This window comes from uncultured Parasphingorhabdus sp., assembly GCF_963975735.1.
GTDB lineage: Bacteria > Pseudomonadota > Alphaproteobacteria > Sphingomonadales > Sphingomonadaceae > Parasphingorhabdus.
The window spans coordinates 1-18,495 of record NZ_CAXBIA010000020.1; the positions used below are offsets into that span (position 1 = coordinate 1).

15 protein-coding genes are annotated in these 18,495 nt (G+C 56.7%); 5 read left to right on the forward strand and 10 right to left on the reverse strand.

The annotated features are described in order from the left end of the window. Positions 1-205 precede the first annotated feature (205 nt). The 9 genes from terL to AACZ86_RS15095 all read right to left on the reverse strand — a co-directional run bounded on the left by terL (position 206) and on the right by AACZ86_RS15095 (position 10,137). Positions 206-1,702: a phage terminase large subunit gene (gene terL / locus AACZ86_RS15055; RefSeq protein WP_339693964.1), complete on the reverse strand. Its 1,497-nt coding sequence runs from the start codon at positions 1,700-1,702 to the stop codon at positions 206-208. Then, positions 1,695-2,273: a hypothetical protein gene (locus AACZ86_RS15060; RefSeq protein WP_339693967.1), complete on the reverse strand. Its 579-nt coding sequence runs from the start codon at positions 2,271-2,273 to the stop codon at positions 1,695-1,697. Before AACZ86_RS15060 ends, terL begins: the two co-directional genes overlap by 8 nt. Then, positions 2,270-3,598, reverse strand: a complete 1,329-nt coding sequence (locus AACZ86_RS15065) for a DNA methyltransferase (protein ID WP_339693969.1) — start codon at positions 3,596-3,598, stop codon at positions 2,270-2,272. Before AACZ86_RS15065 ends, AACZ86_RS15060 begins: the two co-directional genes overlap by 4 nt. Positions 3,599-4,384: 786 nt before the next feature. Continuing rightward, positions 4,385-5,146: an SDR family NAD(P)-dependent oxidoreductase gene (locus AACZ86_RS15070; RefSeq protein ID WP_339693971.1), complete on the reverse strand. Its 762-nt coding sequence runs from the start codon at positions 5,144-5,146 to the stop codon at positions 4,385-4,387. Positions 5,147-5,190: 44 nt separating this feature from the next. Then, complete coding sequence (locus AACZ86_RS15075) at positions 5,191-5,943, reverse strand: SDR family oxidoreductase (RefSeq protein WP_339693974.1); 753 nt, start codon at positions 5,941-5,943, stop codon at positions 5,191-5,193. Between the two features lie 40 nt (positions 5,944-5,983). Continuing rightward, positions 5,984-8,482, reverse strand: a complete 2,499-nt coding sequence (locus tag AACZ86_RS15080) for a TonB-dependent receptor (protein ID WP_339693977.1) — start codon at positions 8,480-8,482, stop codon at positions 5,984-5,986. Between the two features lie 82 nt (positions 8,483-8,564). Further along, positions 8,565-8,963, reverse strand: a complete 399-nt coding sequence (locus AACZ86_RS15085) for a nuclear transport factor 2 family protein (protein ID WP_339693980.1) — start codon at positions 8,961-8,963, stop codon at positions 8,565-8,567. Then, on the reverse strand, positions 8,963-9,394 hold the full coding sequence (locus AACZ86_RS15090) for a nuclear transport factor 2 family protein (RefSeq protein WP_339693982.1): 432 nt from the start codon (positions 9,392-9,394) through the stop codon (positions 8,963-8,965). Before AACZ86_RS15090 ends, AACZ86_RS15085 begins: the two co-directional genes overlap by 1 nt. Next, positions 9,394-10,137, reverse strand: a complete 744-nt coding sequence (locus AACZ86_RS15095; protein WP_339693984.1) for an aspartate/glutamate racemase family protein — start codon at positions 10,135-10,137, stop codon at positions 9,394-9,396. The genes AACZ86_RS15090 and AACZ86_RS15095 overlap by 1 nt, the downstream gene beginning before the upstream one ends. Positions 10,138-10,271: 134 nt before the next feature. Here AACZ86_RS15095 and AACZ86_RS15100 point away from each other — a divergent pair, with 134 nt between their 5' ends. Continuing rightward, complete coding sequence (locus AACZ86_RS15100) at positions 10,272-10,925, forward strand: GntR family transcriptional regulator (protein ID WP_339693986.1); 654 nt, start codon at positions 10,272-10,274, stop codon at positions 10,923-10,925. Positions 10,926-10,928: 3 nt separating this feature from the next. Here AACZ86_RS15100 and AACZ86_RS15105 read toward each other — a convergent pair whose 3' ends face one another. Continuing rightward, positions 10,929-12,110, reverse strand: coding sequence for a CoA transferase (locus AACZ86_RS15105; RefSeq protein ID WP_339693988.1), 1,182 nt, complete (start codon positions 12,108-12,110; stop codon positions 10,929-10,931). 64 nt (positions 12,111-12,174) lie between these two features. On the opposite strand from AACZ86_RS15105, the gene AACZ86_RS15110 reads away from it, so the two are divergent. The 4 genes from AACZ86_RS15110 (at position 12,175) to AACZ86_RS15125 (ending at position 18,390) form a co-directional block, all read left to right on the forward strand. Next, positions 12,175-13,095: a hydroxymethylglutaryl-CoA lyase gene (locus AACZ86_RS15110; protein ID WP_339693991.1), complete on the forward strand. Its 921-nt coding sequence runs from the start codon at positions 12,175-12,177 to the stop codon at positions 13,093-13,095. Between the two features lie 30 nt (positions 13,096-13,125). Beyond that, positions 13,126-15,180 carry a hydantoinase/oxoprolinase family protein gene (locus AACZ86_RS15115; protein WP_339693994.1) on the forward strand — a complete coding sequence of 685 codons (2,055 nt, stop codon included), beginning with the start codon at positions 13,126-13,128 and terminating at the stop codon, positions 15,178-15,180. A gap of 1 nt (position 15,181) precedes the next feature. Further along, complete coding sequence (locus AACZ86_RS15120) at positions 15,182-17,038, forward strand: hydantoinase B/oxoprolinase family protein (RefSeq protein ID WP_339693996.1); 1,857 nt, start codon at positions 15,182-15,184, stop codon at positions 17,036-17,038. Between the two features lie 626 nt (positions 17,039-17,664). Further along, complete coding sequence (locus AACZ86_RS15125) at positions 17,665-18,390, forward strand: glutaminyl-peptide cyclotransferase (protein WP_339693999.1); 726 nt, start codon at positions 17,665-17,667, stop codon at positions 18,388-18,390. Positions 18,391-18,495 lie beyond the last annotated feature (105 nt).

An 18,495-nucleotide genomic window follows, 5' to 3' on the forward strand; every position in this document is an offset into this window, starting at 1 on the left:
TAGGTTTGTTAAAAGCTCGCCCGTCATTGAGCGCCAAGATATGTACTGTCCTCTGTGTGTCCCCCGTCAGCATTCAATAGACAGACTGGCTGCATAAAATAAGTGAGTGTTTTTGTATCGTCTTAGTGGCTTAAGGAATGAAGATGAGACCCGCGAGTTGGCGCTCAACAGAATTTGAGCACTGCGATCAAAATACCAGCGCAATTCAATAAGCCCCCCAAGGATCCTTTTCCTGCCCTGGTGGATTAAAGTTCACCGGTTCATCATATTCATCATCGAACATCTCCTCCGGTCCCGCGTTGAGCGGGGTCCGGAACGTATCCTTTTCCTGCACCCACAGAAGCAGCTGCGAGAGCGCATCGACCTGATCATCATGGCGCGAGGAGGGGAATCCGAGGAGTTCGCCGGCAAAATCGCCCAGCCAGTGCGTGCGCTCGGGTAGGAATAATCGTCCGCTCTGGATCATCGCACTCGCACTCAGGGCCCGGGTGATCTTGTCGCCCTCGGGACGGCGCGCGATCGGAGGTGGCACACCGTGCGGGTCTTCCGCCCGCAGTGACTGGATCAGGGCAGTCCCTGACGAGGCATCCTCGATCAGCAGGACCTTTGCGCCATGTGTCCTGCCAAGCTCGATTGCCTTGGCCTTGAGCAGGTGAAATTTCAGGCGCGCGCGAAACACGTCAAGAATGTAGATTTGCTTGCCCTGTATCAAAGCGGTGACGCAGACGGACCAGTCGTTGAACGGATTGTCCTTGGACGCGGTATCCCAGGACTGGACAATCTGGCCATAGCCAAGATCAATGGTGCCTGCTTTATAGGAGTGCAGCCATGCGGCCTCAATAATATTGCCAACCGCAGGCACGGGCGCCTGCTGGAACTGACTGGCGAACACGATCGGATTGTCCGCCTTGCGCCGCAGCAGCACCTCGAGGCTCTGGCGGGCAGGGTGAAGCGCGCTGCCGGCGCGCCGGTGCCAGATCCTCCCCCGGGTGAGAGGAATGTCCTCGTCGCGCTCTGCGATGGCGGGCAAGCACAGCTCGTACCAGCCCTCCCGTTCCTTGAGGATGCCGACCAGATCACCTTCATGCAGACGCTGCATCACCACGATGATCGCGCCGGTGGCCTGATTGTTGAGGCGCTGGGACAATGTGTCGTCGAACCAGCGGATGACCTTCTCGCGTGCCGGCTGGGACATCGCATCCTGGGTTTTCATGGGATCGTCGATAATGATGATGTCCGCGCCAAACCCGGTGGTCACGCCGTCAACCGATGTCGCCATGCGCCGTCCGCCGGCGCTGGTACGGATGTCGGCCACCGTCCGGCGGGTCAATACAAGGCTTGGAAAGGCCCGGCGATACCAGCTGCTCTGCATGATCTTGAGACAGTCACTGGCATGATCTTCCGCCAGATCCTGGCCGTAGCTGATGCACAGGAAGGAAAGCGATGGATCGTGCCCCAGGCGCCAGGCGGTGTAAGCAACCGTTACCGTCCGGGACTTGAGGTGCCGCGGCGGAATGGTGATCGCCAGACGGGTGTTGTCTCCCTCCTCGATCCGCTCCAACTGGCGGATCATCGCATCAATATGCCAGTTGTGCTGATATTCATCCTCTCCGCCCAGTTCCCTGAACACAAAGCGCAAGAAAAAGCCGAAGTCGAGACGCAGCAGCGCGGAGATCGCGTCATCGGTTTCAACATCAGCCATGGACGCTCTCCCCGTCCTCGGACCCGTCTTCAGCACCATTTTCAGCCCCCTCTTCAGTAAGGTGTTCAGCCGGGGGCGGATCTCCAAACAGGTCCGGGTCAATTCCCAGTTCTTGGGCACGCTCCTTCAGATAGGCTTCCAATATCTGTTTATCGCCAAGCGTGTGATAGCGCCGGTTCTGCTGCTGGGTTGCCTCAATCCGCTGGCACTTTTTATCAACGATCTCGATAGCCTTGTTCTGTCCCTTGACCGATGCATTGTCGATCAGCCTGAGGTCGATACTGCGTCTTTTGCTCATCCTGCGCTTTTTGCCGTTCTCGCTGACGGTCGTTTTGCGCTGCAACTCTTGCATGAACTCGGTATCGGCATTGGGCACGCCCTTTTTCCGGCTTCCGCGCTTCCGCCCGTCACCGACAGCGAACTGGTTCTTTTTGGGCGGCCGGTTGCGGCCGACCTTGTAGGATCCATCTCCGCGGACATTGTCATCCTTGAAGGGTTTGCCATCCTTGCGGCGTCCCTGCCGGGATGGCGGCTTCTTATCATTATCATCGCCACTTTCATTGTCGCTCATGATGCTTCTCCCAGTCGCGCCTTGGCGACTTCATGGAACGGCGTGATACCGTCCAGCAGCGGCTCGCAGCCGGTGGCTTCGGCGGTGCGGCGCAGAATCACGTCGGCGTAAACGGGATCCAGCTCGATCGCCCGGCCGCGCCGCCCCGTCATCTCGCAGGCGGCCAAAAGCGTGCCGGATCCGGCGAAGGGATCGAGCACGATGTTGCCGCGCCGCGAGCAGTCAAGAATGGCATCGGCAATCATCTGTTTTGGCTTGACGGTCGGATGATCGGCGAGATCCTCCATCCGCCCTGCACGAAATGTATTGGCGGATGGATATCGCCAGACATTGCTGCGGTTTCTCCGGCCGAGCGCAATATTGCTTATATGCGTGCCCGGGTTCACCTTGAAGACATAGCAAAGTTCATGGGCTGACCTGTAGAATGCCCCCATTCCGGGATTCTTGGCCCACACGATCATGTTCTTGAGCTCGTGAAACACGCCTTGGGCTGCATCGAGCATGTAAGGCGCGCCGCGCCAGTCCATGAACACAAAGGCAATGGCGCCCGGCGCGCAGTGCGCGGCCATCGCCTTGAAGGCTGGGCGCAGCAGGGTCATGCCGAACTCGGCCAGCGACACTTCGCCTGCGCCCATGACAAAATTGTCATGCTTGACCTTGCCGTTGCCCGAGACGTTGTTCTGGATCGCGCATCCATAGGGAGGATCGGTGACAATTAGCTGGGCCCGCTCGCCCGCAAGGACGCGCTCGACGGTTTCGGGCAAGCGGGCATCGCCAACAAGCAGCCATTGATTGCCGACTTTCCAAAGGTCATCCAGCTGCGAGACGGCAACCGCGTCATCGGCCGGCAGCTCGACATTGTCCTCCGCCTCCGGCTCGTCCTCTCCGATACTGAGTATGCCGTCGATCTCGAACGTGTCGAACCCGGTCAGTTCCACCTCGTAACCCAGTTCGATCAGGCCGGAGAGTTCTGAGCGCAGCAGCTTCTTGGACCATTGGGCGTCCTGTGCGAGCCTGTTGTCGGCGATGATATAGGCGCGGCGGTCCGCCTCGCTCATCTCGCCCAGGTTGATTACCGGAACGACGGTCTCGCCGTTCAGGCGCGCTGCTTCAAGACGGCCATGCCCGCAGACGAGATTGCCATCATCATCAACGAGGAGCGGGTTGGTCCACCCGTACTTCCTCATGCTCCGCTGGAGCTTCTTTCTCTGGGAATGCGTGTGCGTGTTGGGATTGTTCGCATAGACAATTACCTCATCGATCGGCACGTAGCTGAACGCGAGGGGACGGGAAGGGGTGTTGGATTTTGCGTGTAATTTGGACATTACTTTTCTCCGTCAAAAATTGATAAAAACTTACAATTTCCGTGGTGAAAAGTGTCGGCCCTAAAGTCGATATTCCCTATATGTTCCTCTGGGCAGGATTTGTCCAGCCTGAATTTATCTGGACCTCGAGAAAATGCAAAAACGGCTGAAAAGGAACAAAAGGACTGAATTTTCGTTTGAGATTGCATTTCGTTCCCACAAACATGGTCTAGCCTTCCCACGAACATCCGATATGGGATAACTGTCCTGAAGCCGCGCCATTGCTGGGGCTCTGACAGTTCAATCGGTGCGGTTCGGCCGTATCAGGGCGTTTTTCCCACTACTTTCCCACGCATATGGGAAAAGAACGCCTGAGACCGGTTCGCTAGAGACTGCGTCGCGCACCACTTTTTCCTTAAATCTTAATGGGCTTTGTCCCATTAGCTTTTCTAGCGGATTAAGCGACAACGCTATAATTGCGAGGAATGCAGAGAATCTCCATCGAACGCCATTGTTTCCCACCTGAACTGATCATCAGGCCTTTGTTCAAGAAACTGAGAAGGGAAGCTTTTGCCAAGTGGGAAGTTTTGGCAGCGGCCGCATAAGCTTTGCGCTTTCCGCAATGGGAAGAAATCGCCGAGCAGACGATTGGCCTCTATCGGAGTTTATTTGCCGATGAACAAACGCAGCGCGCAGCGCGCGCCTCCCACATATAGCGTATTTGCGCTGCGCTGCCCGCTAGCCGGACAAAGCCGAGCCAACATCTGGCCGACCGGTAGCCCATGCTCGCAACAGGCTCGACCAACTTTACATTGAAACAGTCAAACCACCATCCACAACCAGTGTCTGGCCCGTGATGTAGCTCGCTTTCTCGGAAACCAGAAACGCCGCAACATTTGCTATTTCCTCCGGCTCGCCCGAACGCCCGCTAAGAGGCACGGTCTGTTCGGCTACGGCAAGCCCCTCCGCTCCCAGTGAATTTTCAGCGGAAAGAATTTGCGCTGTGCGGACAAAACCCGGAGCAATGCCGTTCACCCGCACCCCGGATTTTGCGAGTGCCACCGCAGCACCGCGAACCATTCCGGATATCCCGCCTTTTGCCGCGCAATAATGCCAGTGATCATCCCATCCAACGGTCACACCCGCAATCGAAGCGATACACACAATCGCCCCGTCTCCGGCTGCTTCCATGGCGGGAGCAGCGGCACGCAGCAAACGGAACTGTCCCTTGAGATTCACGTCCTGCACAGCGTCCCATTTGTCATCGCTTAGGATGGGATAGGCCGCTCGTGGCGCGATTCCGGCATTGGCCACCAATGCGGATATATGGCCGAATTCCGATTCGATCCTTTGCACCAGCTTGTCGCAGGCAGCGCTGTCGGTAACATCGAGTGCGACAAATTGCGCCTCGCCGCCGGCAGCCTTGATTTCCTCGACGCAGGCGTTGCCCTCTTCTGTGAGAATATCCGTAACAAAAACGTGAAAGCCGTCAACCGCGAGCGCTTTGGCCGTAGCCGCGCCTATTCCTATTCCGGCACCTGATACCATTGCCGCCCGTCGCTGTTCCATAAGCTACCTTTCTCAATTTTGATAATGCCCCGTTTCCGGCCCGCTCAGAGGAACTGGTCACCGCCATTGGGGCTGATACATTGACCCTGGAAATGATCGCCATCGCTCGAAGCCAGAAAAACATAGGATGGCGCGATGTCCGTAACCTCTGCCAGACGGCCGGCCGGAATTCCGGCCAGCACCGCCGCAACCACCTCGGGGTCGACCGCATCGAGAATGGGTGTGACCGTTGCCCCGGGCGCGACACAGTTGATCCGGACATTCCGGTCGCCAATTTCCAGAGCAAGCGATCGGGTAAAGGAAAGCACAGCCCCCTTGGCCGCAGTATAGGCGCCCAGGCCTGGCGCGCCCTTATAGGCGAGTTGCGAAACCGTGTTGATGATTCGCCCGGAATTGCGCTTGTACATGTGCGGGAGTACCGCCTTGGTCATCAGAAAGGTCGCTCGCGCGTGGACCGCCATCACCTTGTCCCAGACATCGACCGGCAGGTCCTCGACCAGATGATTGTGCGCAATCCCCGCATTATTGACCAATATGTCCAGATCTCCGGCAAAATCGATCGCTTCATCCGCCAATCGCTGACATTCCTCGGCCGAGGAAATATCCGCAATCAAGACAACCGTATCGGAACCGAGTTTCTTCAGATCGGCAGCAGTCGATTCTGCTGCCGATCTGTCATTTTCCGGACAATTGATAATCAGCCTGTCACAACCCGCCTCGGCGAACGCGGTGGCGACGGCGCGACCAATACCCGAGCTACTGCCGGTGATGAGCGCGCTTTTTCCAGCCAGTCGCATATATTGCCCCTTTATGAACCCGATAAATTTGTCGGCGAAACTAGAATTTGAAACCCGCTTCCACACCAATGACCCGATCAGAACCTGGTGCCACGAAAGAGCCCCCGAATTCAGGAGCCGGTATGACCTCCTGAAGAAATTTCTTGTTCGTAACATTCTGCGCAAAGGCCGCCAGGGACCAGCGTTCTGCGTTGATTCCTACCCTGAGGTTCAGAATTCCGAATGCATCACGCTGACTGTTGGTGAAATTTCCGATAAGGCCAAACTGGTTCGGGACATCATTGTCCTGTACCGTATGGAACCAGGTCGGACCCGTCAGGCGATAGTCGGCTTTTAGCAAAATGTCCGTATCGTCGCTGACGGGTACAAGAGCTTCAGCTCCCAGATTGAGAGTATAATCAGCGGTATAGGGCGACTTGTTGCCAACCGTATTTGGCCGCGCACTGTTGCGCTTGATCTCGCTCTCGGTGATATTGCCCGAGGCGATCAACGTCAGCCAGCTGTTCGGCTTGACGGCCAGACTGGCTTCGACGCCATAAAGCTCGACCTTGTCGATGTTCGATACGACGCGAAGCAGTCCGAATGGCCCAACGAAAAATCCGAAAAACTGCATGTCGGTAACATCGGTATAATAGCCGGCGATCTCATAATTCACGACATTGCCCGGGGTAGACCCCTTGAGACCGACCTCAAAGGCGCTTGATGTCTCTTTATCGAATTCATCAAAAATGGTGATCCCGGCGTTAAATTGCTGATTGAAGAAATTGTCAATAACCGCCGCAGAGCCACCGTTGTTAAAGCCACCGGACTTGAAGCCAATACCCCAGTTGGCAAACAGGTTGAGATAATCGGTTGCCCGATAGCTGATCGACAATTTGGGCTGCAGCTGTTTGAAGGTTTGCGATCGGTCCGCCAGCACGCCGCTCGGATTATTGGCTGGGTCCAGACCTGGGTTAAGATAGTAATTCGCTGGTGTCGTAGCCGTGCCGTTCGGAAATCCTGTCAAAACGTTGCCAACCCATCGAGTGCGGACATCCGTCGGAACATTATTGCTGCTGTCCCGCTTCTCTATGTCATATCGCAAGGCCAGACCGGCGGTAAGACCAGACTGTATCTCATAATTGACCGAACCGAACAACGCATAAACATCGGTTTTGAAATCATCATCGATCAGTGCTTCGGTTGGATTGCTTGGGTCCGTCGTAAAGCATTGCGCAATTACGCCCTGCCCTGTGTCTAGTCCGAGGTTGCGGCAAACCCGGCGATCCAGATGCAGATAATATACACCCGCTTGCCAGTTCAGAAAGCTGTCGCCGCCGGCCAGACGGATTTCAGCGCTTATGTCTTCCTGATCCGTCTGCTGATATTGTGTGCCATCACAACTGGTCGGCGAATAAGGTGGCAGATTGGCGCCACCTCCGATCCCGAAAGGTGATTCCACCGGAAAGCCTGCCAGCGCCGCGGATGTCGTTTGACAGGTGGATTCGCCGTTGAAAAATGCAAAACTGCCGCTCGTGCCGTCAGCGTAGAAAAAATTCTTGTTGTTATTATAGGCCACATAGGCGCTCAGGTCGGCAAATCCCAATTCGGTTTCCAGCTTGATCGAAGCATCCAGTGTTTCCTGCTGGTTGAGCGGATCAATATTGGGAGCAAAAACGAACCGGTGGTCATTGGCATCAATGTTGAAATCCGGTCCGAGGAGGTCAGCAAGAAATGGTATCTGGAAAATGGCGTTGAAGGAAATGGCACCGCCCTTGCGTTCGCCATAGCGGACCTTCGTATCAATTTTCGTAACGTCGGAAGGTTCAAGCACGAGCCTGCCATTGATATTCCAGCCGCTATAATTGTTGACTGATGCGGGATCGGTGGTGTTCCCGGGATATAGAGTGGTATTTTGCGTAGTTGGCAGGAACGAGTTGCGCAGGAAACCGTCGCTGCGTGCAAAATCGCCGCTGACGACAAAGCCAGCATGGTCGGAAATTGGCCCACTTAACAGCGCGCGGGCGGTTATCGTCTTGTCGGTGGCATATCCCACACGGGCAGAACCGGAAAGATAATCTGTCGGCCCTTTCGTGGTGATGACAATCGCGCCCGCTGCAGCATTGCGCCCGTATATAGCCCCCTGCGGCCCTTTCAAAATTTCAACCTGCTCGAGCTCACCATGATCCTGGTTCAGCACTGCAACATTGGTTTTCAGTACGCCATCAATGACCAGCGCAACATTATTTTCACCGTCTCTTGCACCGTTTAGACCGCGGATATTGACCTGATTATCGCCTGCTTCAGTATTACCGGCAACAATTGTAACACCTGCGGTCAGCTGGGTGAAATCCTCGGCAGTGGTTGCGCCGCTATTTTCGAGCGCCTCTACCGTCAGAACGGAAACCGATGCCGGCACGTCCCGTAACAGTTCGCTCTGACGGCGGGCAGTAACCACGATTTGACCTGAATCCTGACTCTCTTCTGCGTTGTCCTGCTCGCCCCCGACTTGGGCCGCCGCTGGATTGAAGCTGATCAAAGCTGTGATAGCGACTGACATTGAAAGACCTGTTTTAACACGACGCATTTTTCTTCCTTCCCTGATGGAATGATTTGCGGGCCTTTTGACCCGTCAAACAAATTTAAACGAGGACGTTGGCCCCGCTCATATAGACATAGACTTCCTGAAATTTGCCGTCCCGGACTCTCCAAAAATTGGTATTGTTTAACAGTGTGATGCCCCCTTCCGCATCGGTGAGCTCGGCCGTGAAGGACGCAGATATCCGGCCGTTGGCTTCGTCGACGGTGCAGGTGAAATCGCGGTGGACAATGGTTTCATAGGCTCCGAAGAAATCCTCGAACATCCGGCGGATCTCTTCCTTGCCGCTGTGGCGGGTGAAGTCGGTCTGGACGCAGAACAGCGCGCCGTCGTGGAAACAGTCGAGCGCCGCCTCCATGTTCTTGGCATCGACATTCCCAAAATAGGTCTTGGTTGCCAGTTCGATCAATTCGTGACGCGCGAGGCCGGGTTCATATTGCATCAGGCGTCTCCTTCCTTGAGAAGATTGTCGCCGCTCATATAGACGGTGACGTCCTGGAACAGGCGGTCCCTGCAATAGAAACGATTGCAATTTTCATAGCGCAGCTGCTCGCCGCCATTGGGGGTGATCAGCACGGTGAACTGCGAACAGATAGCGTTGGATGCCGGGTCGGCGGTGTGGACAAAATTGCCGTGCCAGATCTGCTCGAAGTCGGCGAACAGCTTTTCGAACATGGCCCTGATTGCATCGCGACCATTGTGGGTCGTGTCGGACGTGGCTTCGTGCAGGATCGCATCGGGTGCAAAGCAGTTGAGCACCTGGGTCATATTCTTGTTGTCGACCCCGTCGAAATAGCGCTTGGTCACGATGTCGATATAGAAGGGGTAGGGCAGCGGCGCCTGGCCTGCCATTCCGGGGGTCCAGTCAGCCATCAATACCATCCTTTTCTGATATCTTCATCCTTGGGAACTTCGGGAGCCGGAAAAGCCTTCTTGCTGTGCGTCAGTCCCAGCTCGATCAGGGTTTCAAGAAATTTATAGGCAACTTGCCCCGGATTGAGCACCGGGATCGGCAGATTGTCAGCCAGATATTTGGCCGACTGGTGCATGGTCGTGGAGCCGAGCACGATGACATCTGCACCGTCTTCTTCTATCGCCAGCATCGCTTCGGCCTTGAGCTTGTCGAAAATCACCTCTTCCTTGCCAGCCAGCAATTCGGTGACATCGGGCCGGGTGTCGATCGAGCGCAGCGATGCCACCCGTTCCCACCAGCCATATTCGGTGATCGTCTTTTCGTAGAGCGGGAACCATTCCGGCCACATCGTCAGCACAGAGAATTTCTTGCCGAGCATCATAGCGGCAGCGAAGGCGGCTTCACCGGGGCCGACAACAGGGATGTCTAGCCGGGAACGGAGCGCGCGCATGCCGCTGTCGCTGACCGTGTCGATCAATACACCCGCATAGCCTTCTTCTTCGGCCTTGATCCCGGCCTGGAACACGGTCCAGTCCATCAACAATGTGTCATGATAGCTGTCACCCAGCGCCGCGCCCCAGGGAACGGCAGCAAATTCGGGTTGAAAACCTTCCCGGACAAAATCAGCGGGCAATTGCTCGGCGCGAGCTGCCACGCCCGCCTCGTCCATCGGGATGGGGACGATGACTTTGATCCGTTTCATAGCATTTCAGGCGTGGGCATGATGCGATACTCCCTTTGGACGTTCTATTGTATACAATTGTACTCCGTCAAGTGGAAACTACCAGTTCTGGTCAGGACTTGCCCAACGCCAGTTAATACGCCAATAGCCAGTTCATGAGCCGCGCCTCCGACACTGCATATGAAAAAATACGTAGCTTCATTCTGAACGGAGAGGCTCATCCGGGTATGCAATTGACCGAGGAACGTCTCTCCGAGATTTCCGGCGTGTCGCGGACACCGGTGCGAGACGCGGTTCAGCGACTGGAAAATGAGATGCTGCTGGTGCGCAGCGCTTCCAAGCGGTTATCGGTCGCGGACTGGTCGGATGATGAAATCGACGAAATGTTCGCGTTGCGGGCGATGCTGGAATCCCACGCTACCGAAAGGGCCGCGCTGCGGATGGACGCAGACAACCTTAGCCGGTTGCGTGATATCAATGCTGTGCTGACCGAGGCGGTTAACCGGGCGGAACCCGACATCACTACATTCCTTGATGCAAACCGGCAGTTTCACGACCTGATCCTTGCATGCGCGCAGTCACCAAGGTTGAGCAAATTGCTGCCGGCGCTGGTCGAACAGCCGGTGGTTCGACGCACTGCCAATCAATATTCGCAAGATGACCTGATACAATCGGGCACCGATCACGACGAGCTGATCGCTGCCTTCGCCGCGAAGGATCAAAAATGGGCGCGTGCAGTCATGACCAGCCATATCCGCCGTGCATTCCATAGCTTCAGCGGTGCGACCAGAAGGACCGCCGACGACTGACCCTCAGATAATACCGCGCTCTTCCAGATCGGCCATTGTCGCACTGTCCATGCCCAGCAACTCGCCATATACGGCCTCGTTGTGAGCGCCGAGTTCCGGCCCGACGCTATCAATATGGCCCGGGGTTTTGGACAGCTTGGGTGCGACGTTCTGCATCACGAAATTTTCATGCTGCGGGTGATCCACTTTGACCAGCGCTTCCCGCGCCTTGAAATGGGGATCCTCGAGCATTTCCGGTGCGCGGTAGACATTGCCGGCGGGCACGCCATGTTCCTCGCACATATCCAGCAAGTCCTTGCTGGATATGGTCCTGGTCCATTCCATGATGAGGTCGTCCAGTTCGGCCTGGTGTTCGCCGCGGGCGATATGGGTCGCATAGCGTGGATCCTCGCCAAGTTCGGGACGCCCCATCATTGCCGACATCCGTTTCCAGACGCTATCCTGATTGCCGCCGATCAATATGCTGCCGTCGCTGGTTGGATAAACATTGGAGGGCGCGATCTTGGGCAGGATCGAACCGGTTCGTTCGCGAATATGTCCAGCGACCGTATATTCCGCCACGGTTGATTCCATATTGGCGAGCACCGCCTCGTAGATCGCCGAGTCGACCACCTGGCCCTCGCCGGTTTTGTGGCGATGCTGCAGCGCCATCAGCGCGCCGAGACAGGCATAGGTTGCAGCCAGCGAATCGCCGATCGAAAGTCCGGCGCGGCTGGGCGGACGGTCGGGCTCGCCCATGATATAGCGCATGCCGCCCATGGCTTCACCGATGCCGCCATAGCCGGCACGGTGCGAATAGGGTCCGGTCTGGCCATAGCCGGACACGCGAATCATGATCAGCCCCTTGTTGATCGCGCTGAGCGTTTCGTAATCGAGACCCCATTTTTCCATGGTCCCAGCGCGAAAATTTTCCAGCAGAAAGTCTGATTTCTTGGCCAGCTTCTTGACAATCGCCTGCCCCTCTTTCTCGCGCAAATTGAGGGTTATAGACTTTTTATTGCGACCGACAACGGAGAACCAGAGCGGAATGCCCTGACCCCAGCTGCGCATTGCATCGCCAACCTTGGGTGGCTCTATCTTGATTACTTCGGCACCGTGGTCGCCCATCAGTTGACCGCAGAACGGTCCCGCAATCAGCTGACCCATTTCGATCAACCGCAAACCTGTCAACGCCCCTTGCGTCATGAAAAATACTCCCACATCATTCTTTCTCCTATACAAAAGGCCATCAGGATTGTATACAATTTATATGAGCATAAACAGTCGCACAGCGGTTGCCATATTGGAAGTCGGCCCAAGGGACGGGCTGCAGAACGAGGCCGAGATCATTTCGACGGCGGACAAGCTGGGGCTTATAAAGCGCATGCTTGATGCCGGAGTGAAGCGCATGGAAGTGGCAAGCTTTGTCCATCCGGGGCGGGTGCCGCAAATGGCTGATGCGGAGGCGGTGATCGCTGGCCTGCCCGACCGCGATGATGTTTCCTATGTCGGACTGTGCCTGAACAAGCGCGGCGTCTTGCGAGGCCTCGCTACGAGGGAAGGCAATAAACGCGGTATCGACGAAGCCGGCTGCGTAGTCGTCGCGAGCGATACTTTTGGCCAGAAGAATCAAGGGCAGACGATAAAACAAGGTATCAAGGAAAATCGCGAGATGATCCGCTTTGCCAAGGCCGAAGGGCTCAAGGCCCAAGTCACTATATCTGCCGCCTTTGGCTGTCCGTTCGAAGGCGCGGTCGATCCGGAAACGGTCTTGAATATTGCCGAAGAAATGGCGGCAGAAGACCCGCTCGAAATCGCGCTGGCCGACACGATCGGCGTCGGGGTGCCGGCCCAGGTCACCGACCTGTTCGGACGGCTCAAGGAAATATTGCCCGCACATATAAAGATGCGTGCCCATTTTCACGACACCCGCAATACCGGTATCGCCAACGCATGGGCGGCTATCGAAGCGGGTGTCGAAACATTGGATTCCAGCCTCGGCGGCCTCGGCGGCTGTCCATTCGCACCCAATGCGACCGGCAATATTGCTACAGAAGATTTGATCAACCTGCTCGACCGCTCCGGCGTCGAGCATGATCTCGATCTCCACAAAGCCATAGGCACGAACCGGTGGTTTGAAACGATAATCGGCCGACGGTTGCCATCGCTGGTTGCGCGGGCCGAGGCATAAGAGACAGGTTAACAGGAAAGAGATTTAAATATGGGATATCGATTGGGCGTCGACGTCGGCGGGACATTTACAGATCTTCTGCTGATTGACGAAGCAACAGGGAAAACGTTTCGGGATAAAGTGCCCTCTACGCCCGGCGATCCATCCCAAGCCGTTATCAATGGTGCGCGCGGATTGTGCGAGCGTCAGAATATTGCACCCGGTGAGATCGACCTGTTCCTGCACGGCACGACGGTGGCGACCAATGCAGTGCTCGAAAAGAAAATCGCCAAAGTCGGACTGGTCGTCACCGAGGGCTATCGTCATGTCATGCAGATTGCCCGCAGCCTGGTGCCAGGTGGCCTCGCCGCCTGGATCATCTGGCCCAAGCCGGAACCGATGGCTGCTCTCGAGCGGACGATCGAAGCGCCGGAGCGGATGGATGCCAAGGGCCAGACCGTCCGCGAACTGGATAAAACGGAAATGCGCGCCCGGCTGGAACGGTTGAAGGCCAGCGAGGAAATCGAAGCGCTCACCATCTGCCTGATGAACAGCTATGTTGATGGCGGCCACGAAAAGGCCGTCGCGGCCATCTGCGCCGAAGTTTTCCCCGATATTCCTATTTCCATTTCGTCGGACATTTTGCCCGAGATGCAGGAATATGAGCGTGCGCTCACTACGGTCGCCAACAGCGCGGTACGCCCGGCCGTGGCGCGCTATGTCGGCAATCTGGAAAAGGAATTGAAGGATTGGGGCACGAAGGCGAAACTCAACCTGCTGCGCTCCGACGGCGGATTGATGTCCGCCGAGAAAAGCGCAGAGGCTCCGGTCAACCTGCTGATGTCGGGACCTGCTGGCGGGGTCGCCGGAGCGGTCTGGGTAGCAAAAAGTGCCGATGTGAAAAATATTCTTACGCTCGACATGGGCGGCACGTCGACCGATGTGGCGCTGATCGAAAATGGGGCGGCGCGGCTGCAGCGGGAAACTTCGGTCGGTGACCTGAATGTCCGCGCGTCGTCGATCGACGTCAAAACCGTCGGCGCCGGGGGCGGGTCAATCGCCTTTGTTCCCGAACTGACCAAGGCCCTGCGCGTTGGCCCGGAAAGCGCGGGAGCCCAGCCGGGGCCGGTGGCTTATGGCAAGGGCGGCGAACAGCCGACTGTGACTGATGCCAATGTCGTGCTCGGCTATCTGCCCGAATCCCTGCTCGGCGGCAGTTTCAAGCTCGACCGGGAAGGCGCGACGAAAGCCGTCCAAACGATTGCCGATGCGCTTGGCATTGATCTTATGGACGCAGCTGCTGGCATCATCGACATTGTGAACGAAAATATGTTTGGCGCGCTACGGCTGGTTTCTGTCCAGCAAGGCTATGACCCGCGTGACTTTGCCCTGATGGGCTTTGGTGGCGCGGGACCGCTGCACGCCAATGCAATGGGCAAGCTGATGAACAGCTGGCCGGTGATCATACCGCCGTCGCCCGGCGTGCTCTGCGCCTATGGCGACGCGACGACGCGGCAGCGGGTAGAAACGCAGCGCAGCTTCAACAAGATGGTCCAGAACACGACAGATGAAGAGCTCACCACCTATCTCGACAATCTCGGCGCGCAGGTAAAGCAGGAGCTGGAAGCCGAGGATGTCGCGCCCGGCGATATCGAGCTGCTCTACGAGATCGACATCCGCTATGCCGGCCAGGCCTTTGAAATTCCGCTGTCGGTGGAACCGGAAGGCCTCTCGATCAAAAGCCTGATCGCCCGCTTCGATACCGAGCATGAGCGATTATTCACCTTCAATCTCGACGAGACGCCACACGAGATCGTTAACGTCCGCGCCGTTGCGCTCGGCAAGTCCGCCGATGTCGCACCGCCAACGATCGACAAAGGCGATGCGGATCCATCGAGCGCCAAAACCCGCGATCACCAGCTTTATATGGACGGCAAGATGCAGGATGCGGCGATTTACGATCGTGCTCTGCTGAAGGCCGGCAATCGCATCCCGGGGCCTGCCATCGTCACCGAAATGGATAGCACCACGCTCGTCCACAGCGGCTGTGAAGCGCTGGTCGACGCGCATGGCAATCTGATCATCAACCTGGTGGAAGGAGCCTGATATGCCCGCACAGATTATCGAAACCAACCAAGCTCCCTTCAACAAGGTCGAGGTTGATCCGGTCACCCTCGACATCATGGAAAATGCCCTGCGCAACGCCCGGATCGAGATGGACGCCACTTTGGTGCGCACCGCCATGTCGCCGGGCATCCGCGAACAGGGCGATGCCTTTCCGCTGATCGCCGACCGCGCCGGCAAGATGGTGGTGGGCCAGTTCGGCAGCTTTATCGACGGCTTCCTGCGTTCCTATCCTGGCACGATCGAGGAGGGCGACATGATCTTCCTCAGCGACCCCTACAGCTGCGACGGCGCGGTCAGCCATAATAATGACTGGCTGGTTCTGCTGCCAGTCTATCGCGGTGGCAGGTTGGTCGCATGGACAGCGATGTTCGGCCACCAGTCCGACATTGGCGGCAAAGTCGCCGGCTCGATCCCGATCGACAGCAAGAGCGTGTTCGAGGAAGGCGTCCGGATTCCGCCGGTGAAAATCTACCAGAAAGGCGTCTATAACGAAGAGATGGTGAAGGTCGTCCTCCACCAGAGCCGCAAGCCGGACTGGTGCGCCGCCGATCTTAACGCCCTGATCGCGTCCTGCCGCGTCGCTGCCCGCCGGGTCGATGAAATGTGCGGGCGCTTTGGCGAGGACGAATTTGCCAGCGCCACCGATCTGCTGCTGGCGCGCAACCATCGCGCGATGAAACATCTGATCGAGACCAGCATCGGCGAGGAACCGGTCAGCTTCAGCGACTATATCTGTGATGATGGCGTCGGTTTTGGTCCCTACAAGATCAGCTGCAAGATGTGGCGCGAGGGCGGCAAGGTCATCCTCGATTTCGAGGGCACCGACCCGCAGGCACCGAGCTCGATCAACTTCTTCCTCAACGAGAATATGTTCAAGATGTTCTTCGGCATCTACATGATCATGGTTTTCGATCCGCAGATATTGTTCAACGACGGTTTCTATGATCTGGTCGACGTGCGCATTCCGGAAGGCTCGCTGCTCAAGCCGAAATATCCCGCAGCGCTTGCCGGACGCACCCATGCGCTCGGGCGGATATTTGACATATTGGGCGGCCTGCTTGGCCAGCGTCAGCCGGAATTCCTGAACGGTGCCGGCTTCTCGTCCAGTCCGCATCTGATGTATTCCGGTTTCGACAAGTCCGGCGAATGGTTTCAGCTGTTCCAGATCGGTTTTGGCGGCATCCCCGGCCGGCCCTTTGGCGACGGCCCGGATGGCCATTCGCTGTGGCCCGGCTTCACCAATGTGCCGAACGAATTTCTCGAGAAATATTTCCCGCTCAGAATCGAACGGTATGAGGCCAAGCCGGATAGCGGCGGCGCGGGACTGTTCCGTGGCGGTAACGGCATCCATATGACCTACCGATTTCTTGAACCGGGAACCGTGGCGATTCATGACGACCGCTGGTTCACCTATCCGTGGGGCGTCAATGGCGGACAGCCCGGCGACCGCGCCACCAAGATATTGGAGCGCGCTGACGGATCTACAGAAGTGGTGGGCAACAAGCAGGACGGCATCGAGGTCCGCGAAGGCGATCTGCTCCACTTCATCACCTGGGGCGGCGGCGGCTGGGGCAACCCGCTGGAACGCGATCCCGAACTGGTCGCTCTGGAAATCCGCCAGGGACTGGTGACCGTGAAGGGCGCCCGCGACTATGGCGTGGTCATTGCCGAAGGTGGCAGTGTCGATGAACCAGCCACCCAAAGCCTGCGCGCGGAAATGGCAGAAAACGCCATCAAGACGGACGGACCGTTCAATTTTGGTCCAGATATAGAAACACTGAGGGCCAACTGTTTGGCTGAAACAGGATTGCCGGCGCCTGTTCAACCCGGCAGCTAAGATGAAAATGAGGTGTTAAGGCGCACTCGAGATATCCGAAAATTGGCGCGCGGGAGGATAAGGTTGTAGGTGCCACAATCTCCGGTGATTGTGACATATTCCAAAAGCCCGCTCGCCAGGCGGATCGTCGTGTCAACGCGGCGGTTCGGATAAACGGGCCTGCCGCTTAAGTGCGGGCGGACGATTCAGTTGAGGTCGAATGTGTCCAGATCACTCGTCGCTATCGCTGAAGGTCGGTTTGATCAGCCTCATTTGGCAAAGGCGCTGTCATCTGCTGATCAAAACACGGTATAGCCCTGTGACCGCCGTTTTCGAGCTGATCGATAGCACCGCAGAGCTAACTGGATAGCCCGCCAGTTCTGGTTTCCATCTCATCTAGCAATTCCACAAGGAGATGCCCGATCCGCATCGGATGCCCAGCCGAGATCAAGAACCGTGACCATCGGGTAGAACTTGCGCCATGCTCCTGACCTTGGATGCAACAAGTGATCAGAATAGACCCAGTTTCCCACGTTCAGGCATGTTTCAAAAGCGCCTGAAACTGCTCGCTCGACACGATGACGCTGTGGTGGCATTCTGTCAGGATGATAAGATGCTTTTCATTCATCGCTGGAATTTTTCTGTTTGTGGCACCGGTCCATGCCGCTGATTTACCCGTTTGCGGCTACGAAGTCGTGCACAGCTACCCTCATGATCAACAGGCATTCACCCAGGGACTTCTGTACCGAGATGGCCATCTTTTCGAAAGTACCGGCTTGAAGGGCAAATCGACAATCCGGAAAGTCAGGTTGGAAGATGGCGAAATACTGAACAAAGTGGAATTGCCGCCTACAGTCTTTGGAGAAGGTCTGACGGATTGGAAAAACCGGCTGATCAGTGTCACTTGGCGCAGCGGCAAGGGCTTCCAGTGGGATATCGGGACGTTGCAGCAGACGGGTGCTTTTGAATATTCTGGCGAAGGCTGGGGCTTGACCAATGATGGAGCGCGCCTCATCCTGAGTGACGGCACCCCGACATTGCGGTTTCTCGACCCTGAAAATATGCAGGAAACCGGGACGATATCTGTAACCGTAAACGACAGGCCGATTGCCAATCTAAACGAGCTTGAATGGGTCAACGGCGAGATACTTGCCAATATATGGCAAACCAATTTCATCGTTCGCATCGATCCCGCCAATGGCAAGGTGAAGGCCGTTATCGATCTCACAGGCCTTCAAAAACAGTTCATCGCGCAGGGGAATGAGGATGTGCTGAACGGGATAGCCTATGACAGTGCGAATGACCGTTTATTCGTTACCGGAAAAAATTGGCCGAAATTGTTCGAAATCAATATAGTCGGATGCGCAGATTGAACCCTTGTCCCGGGGCATAAGCGCGATCCGCGATCCGCGATCCGGGAATTCTATTTGCTCCCGCCACCTCCTGCCACTGGCGGCGCAGCCATGTCGATGCTGCGA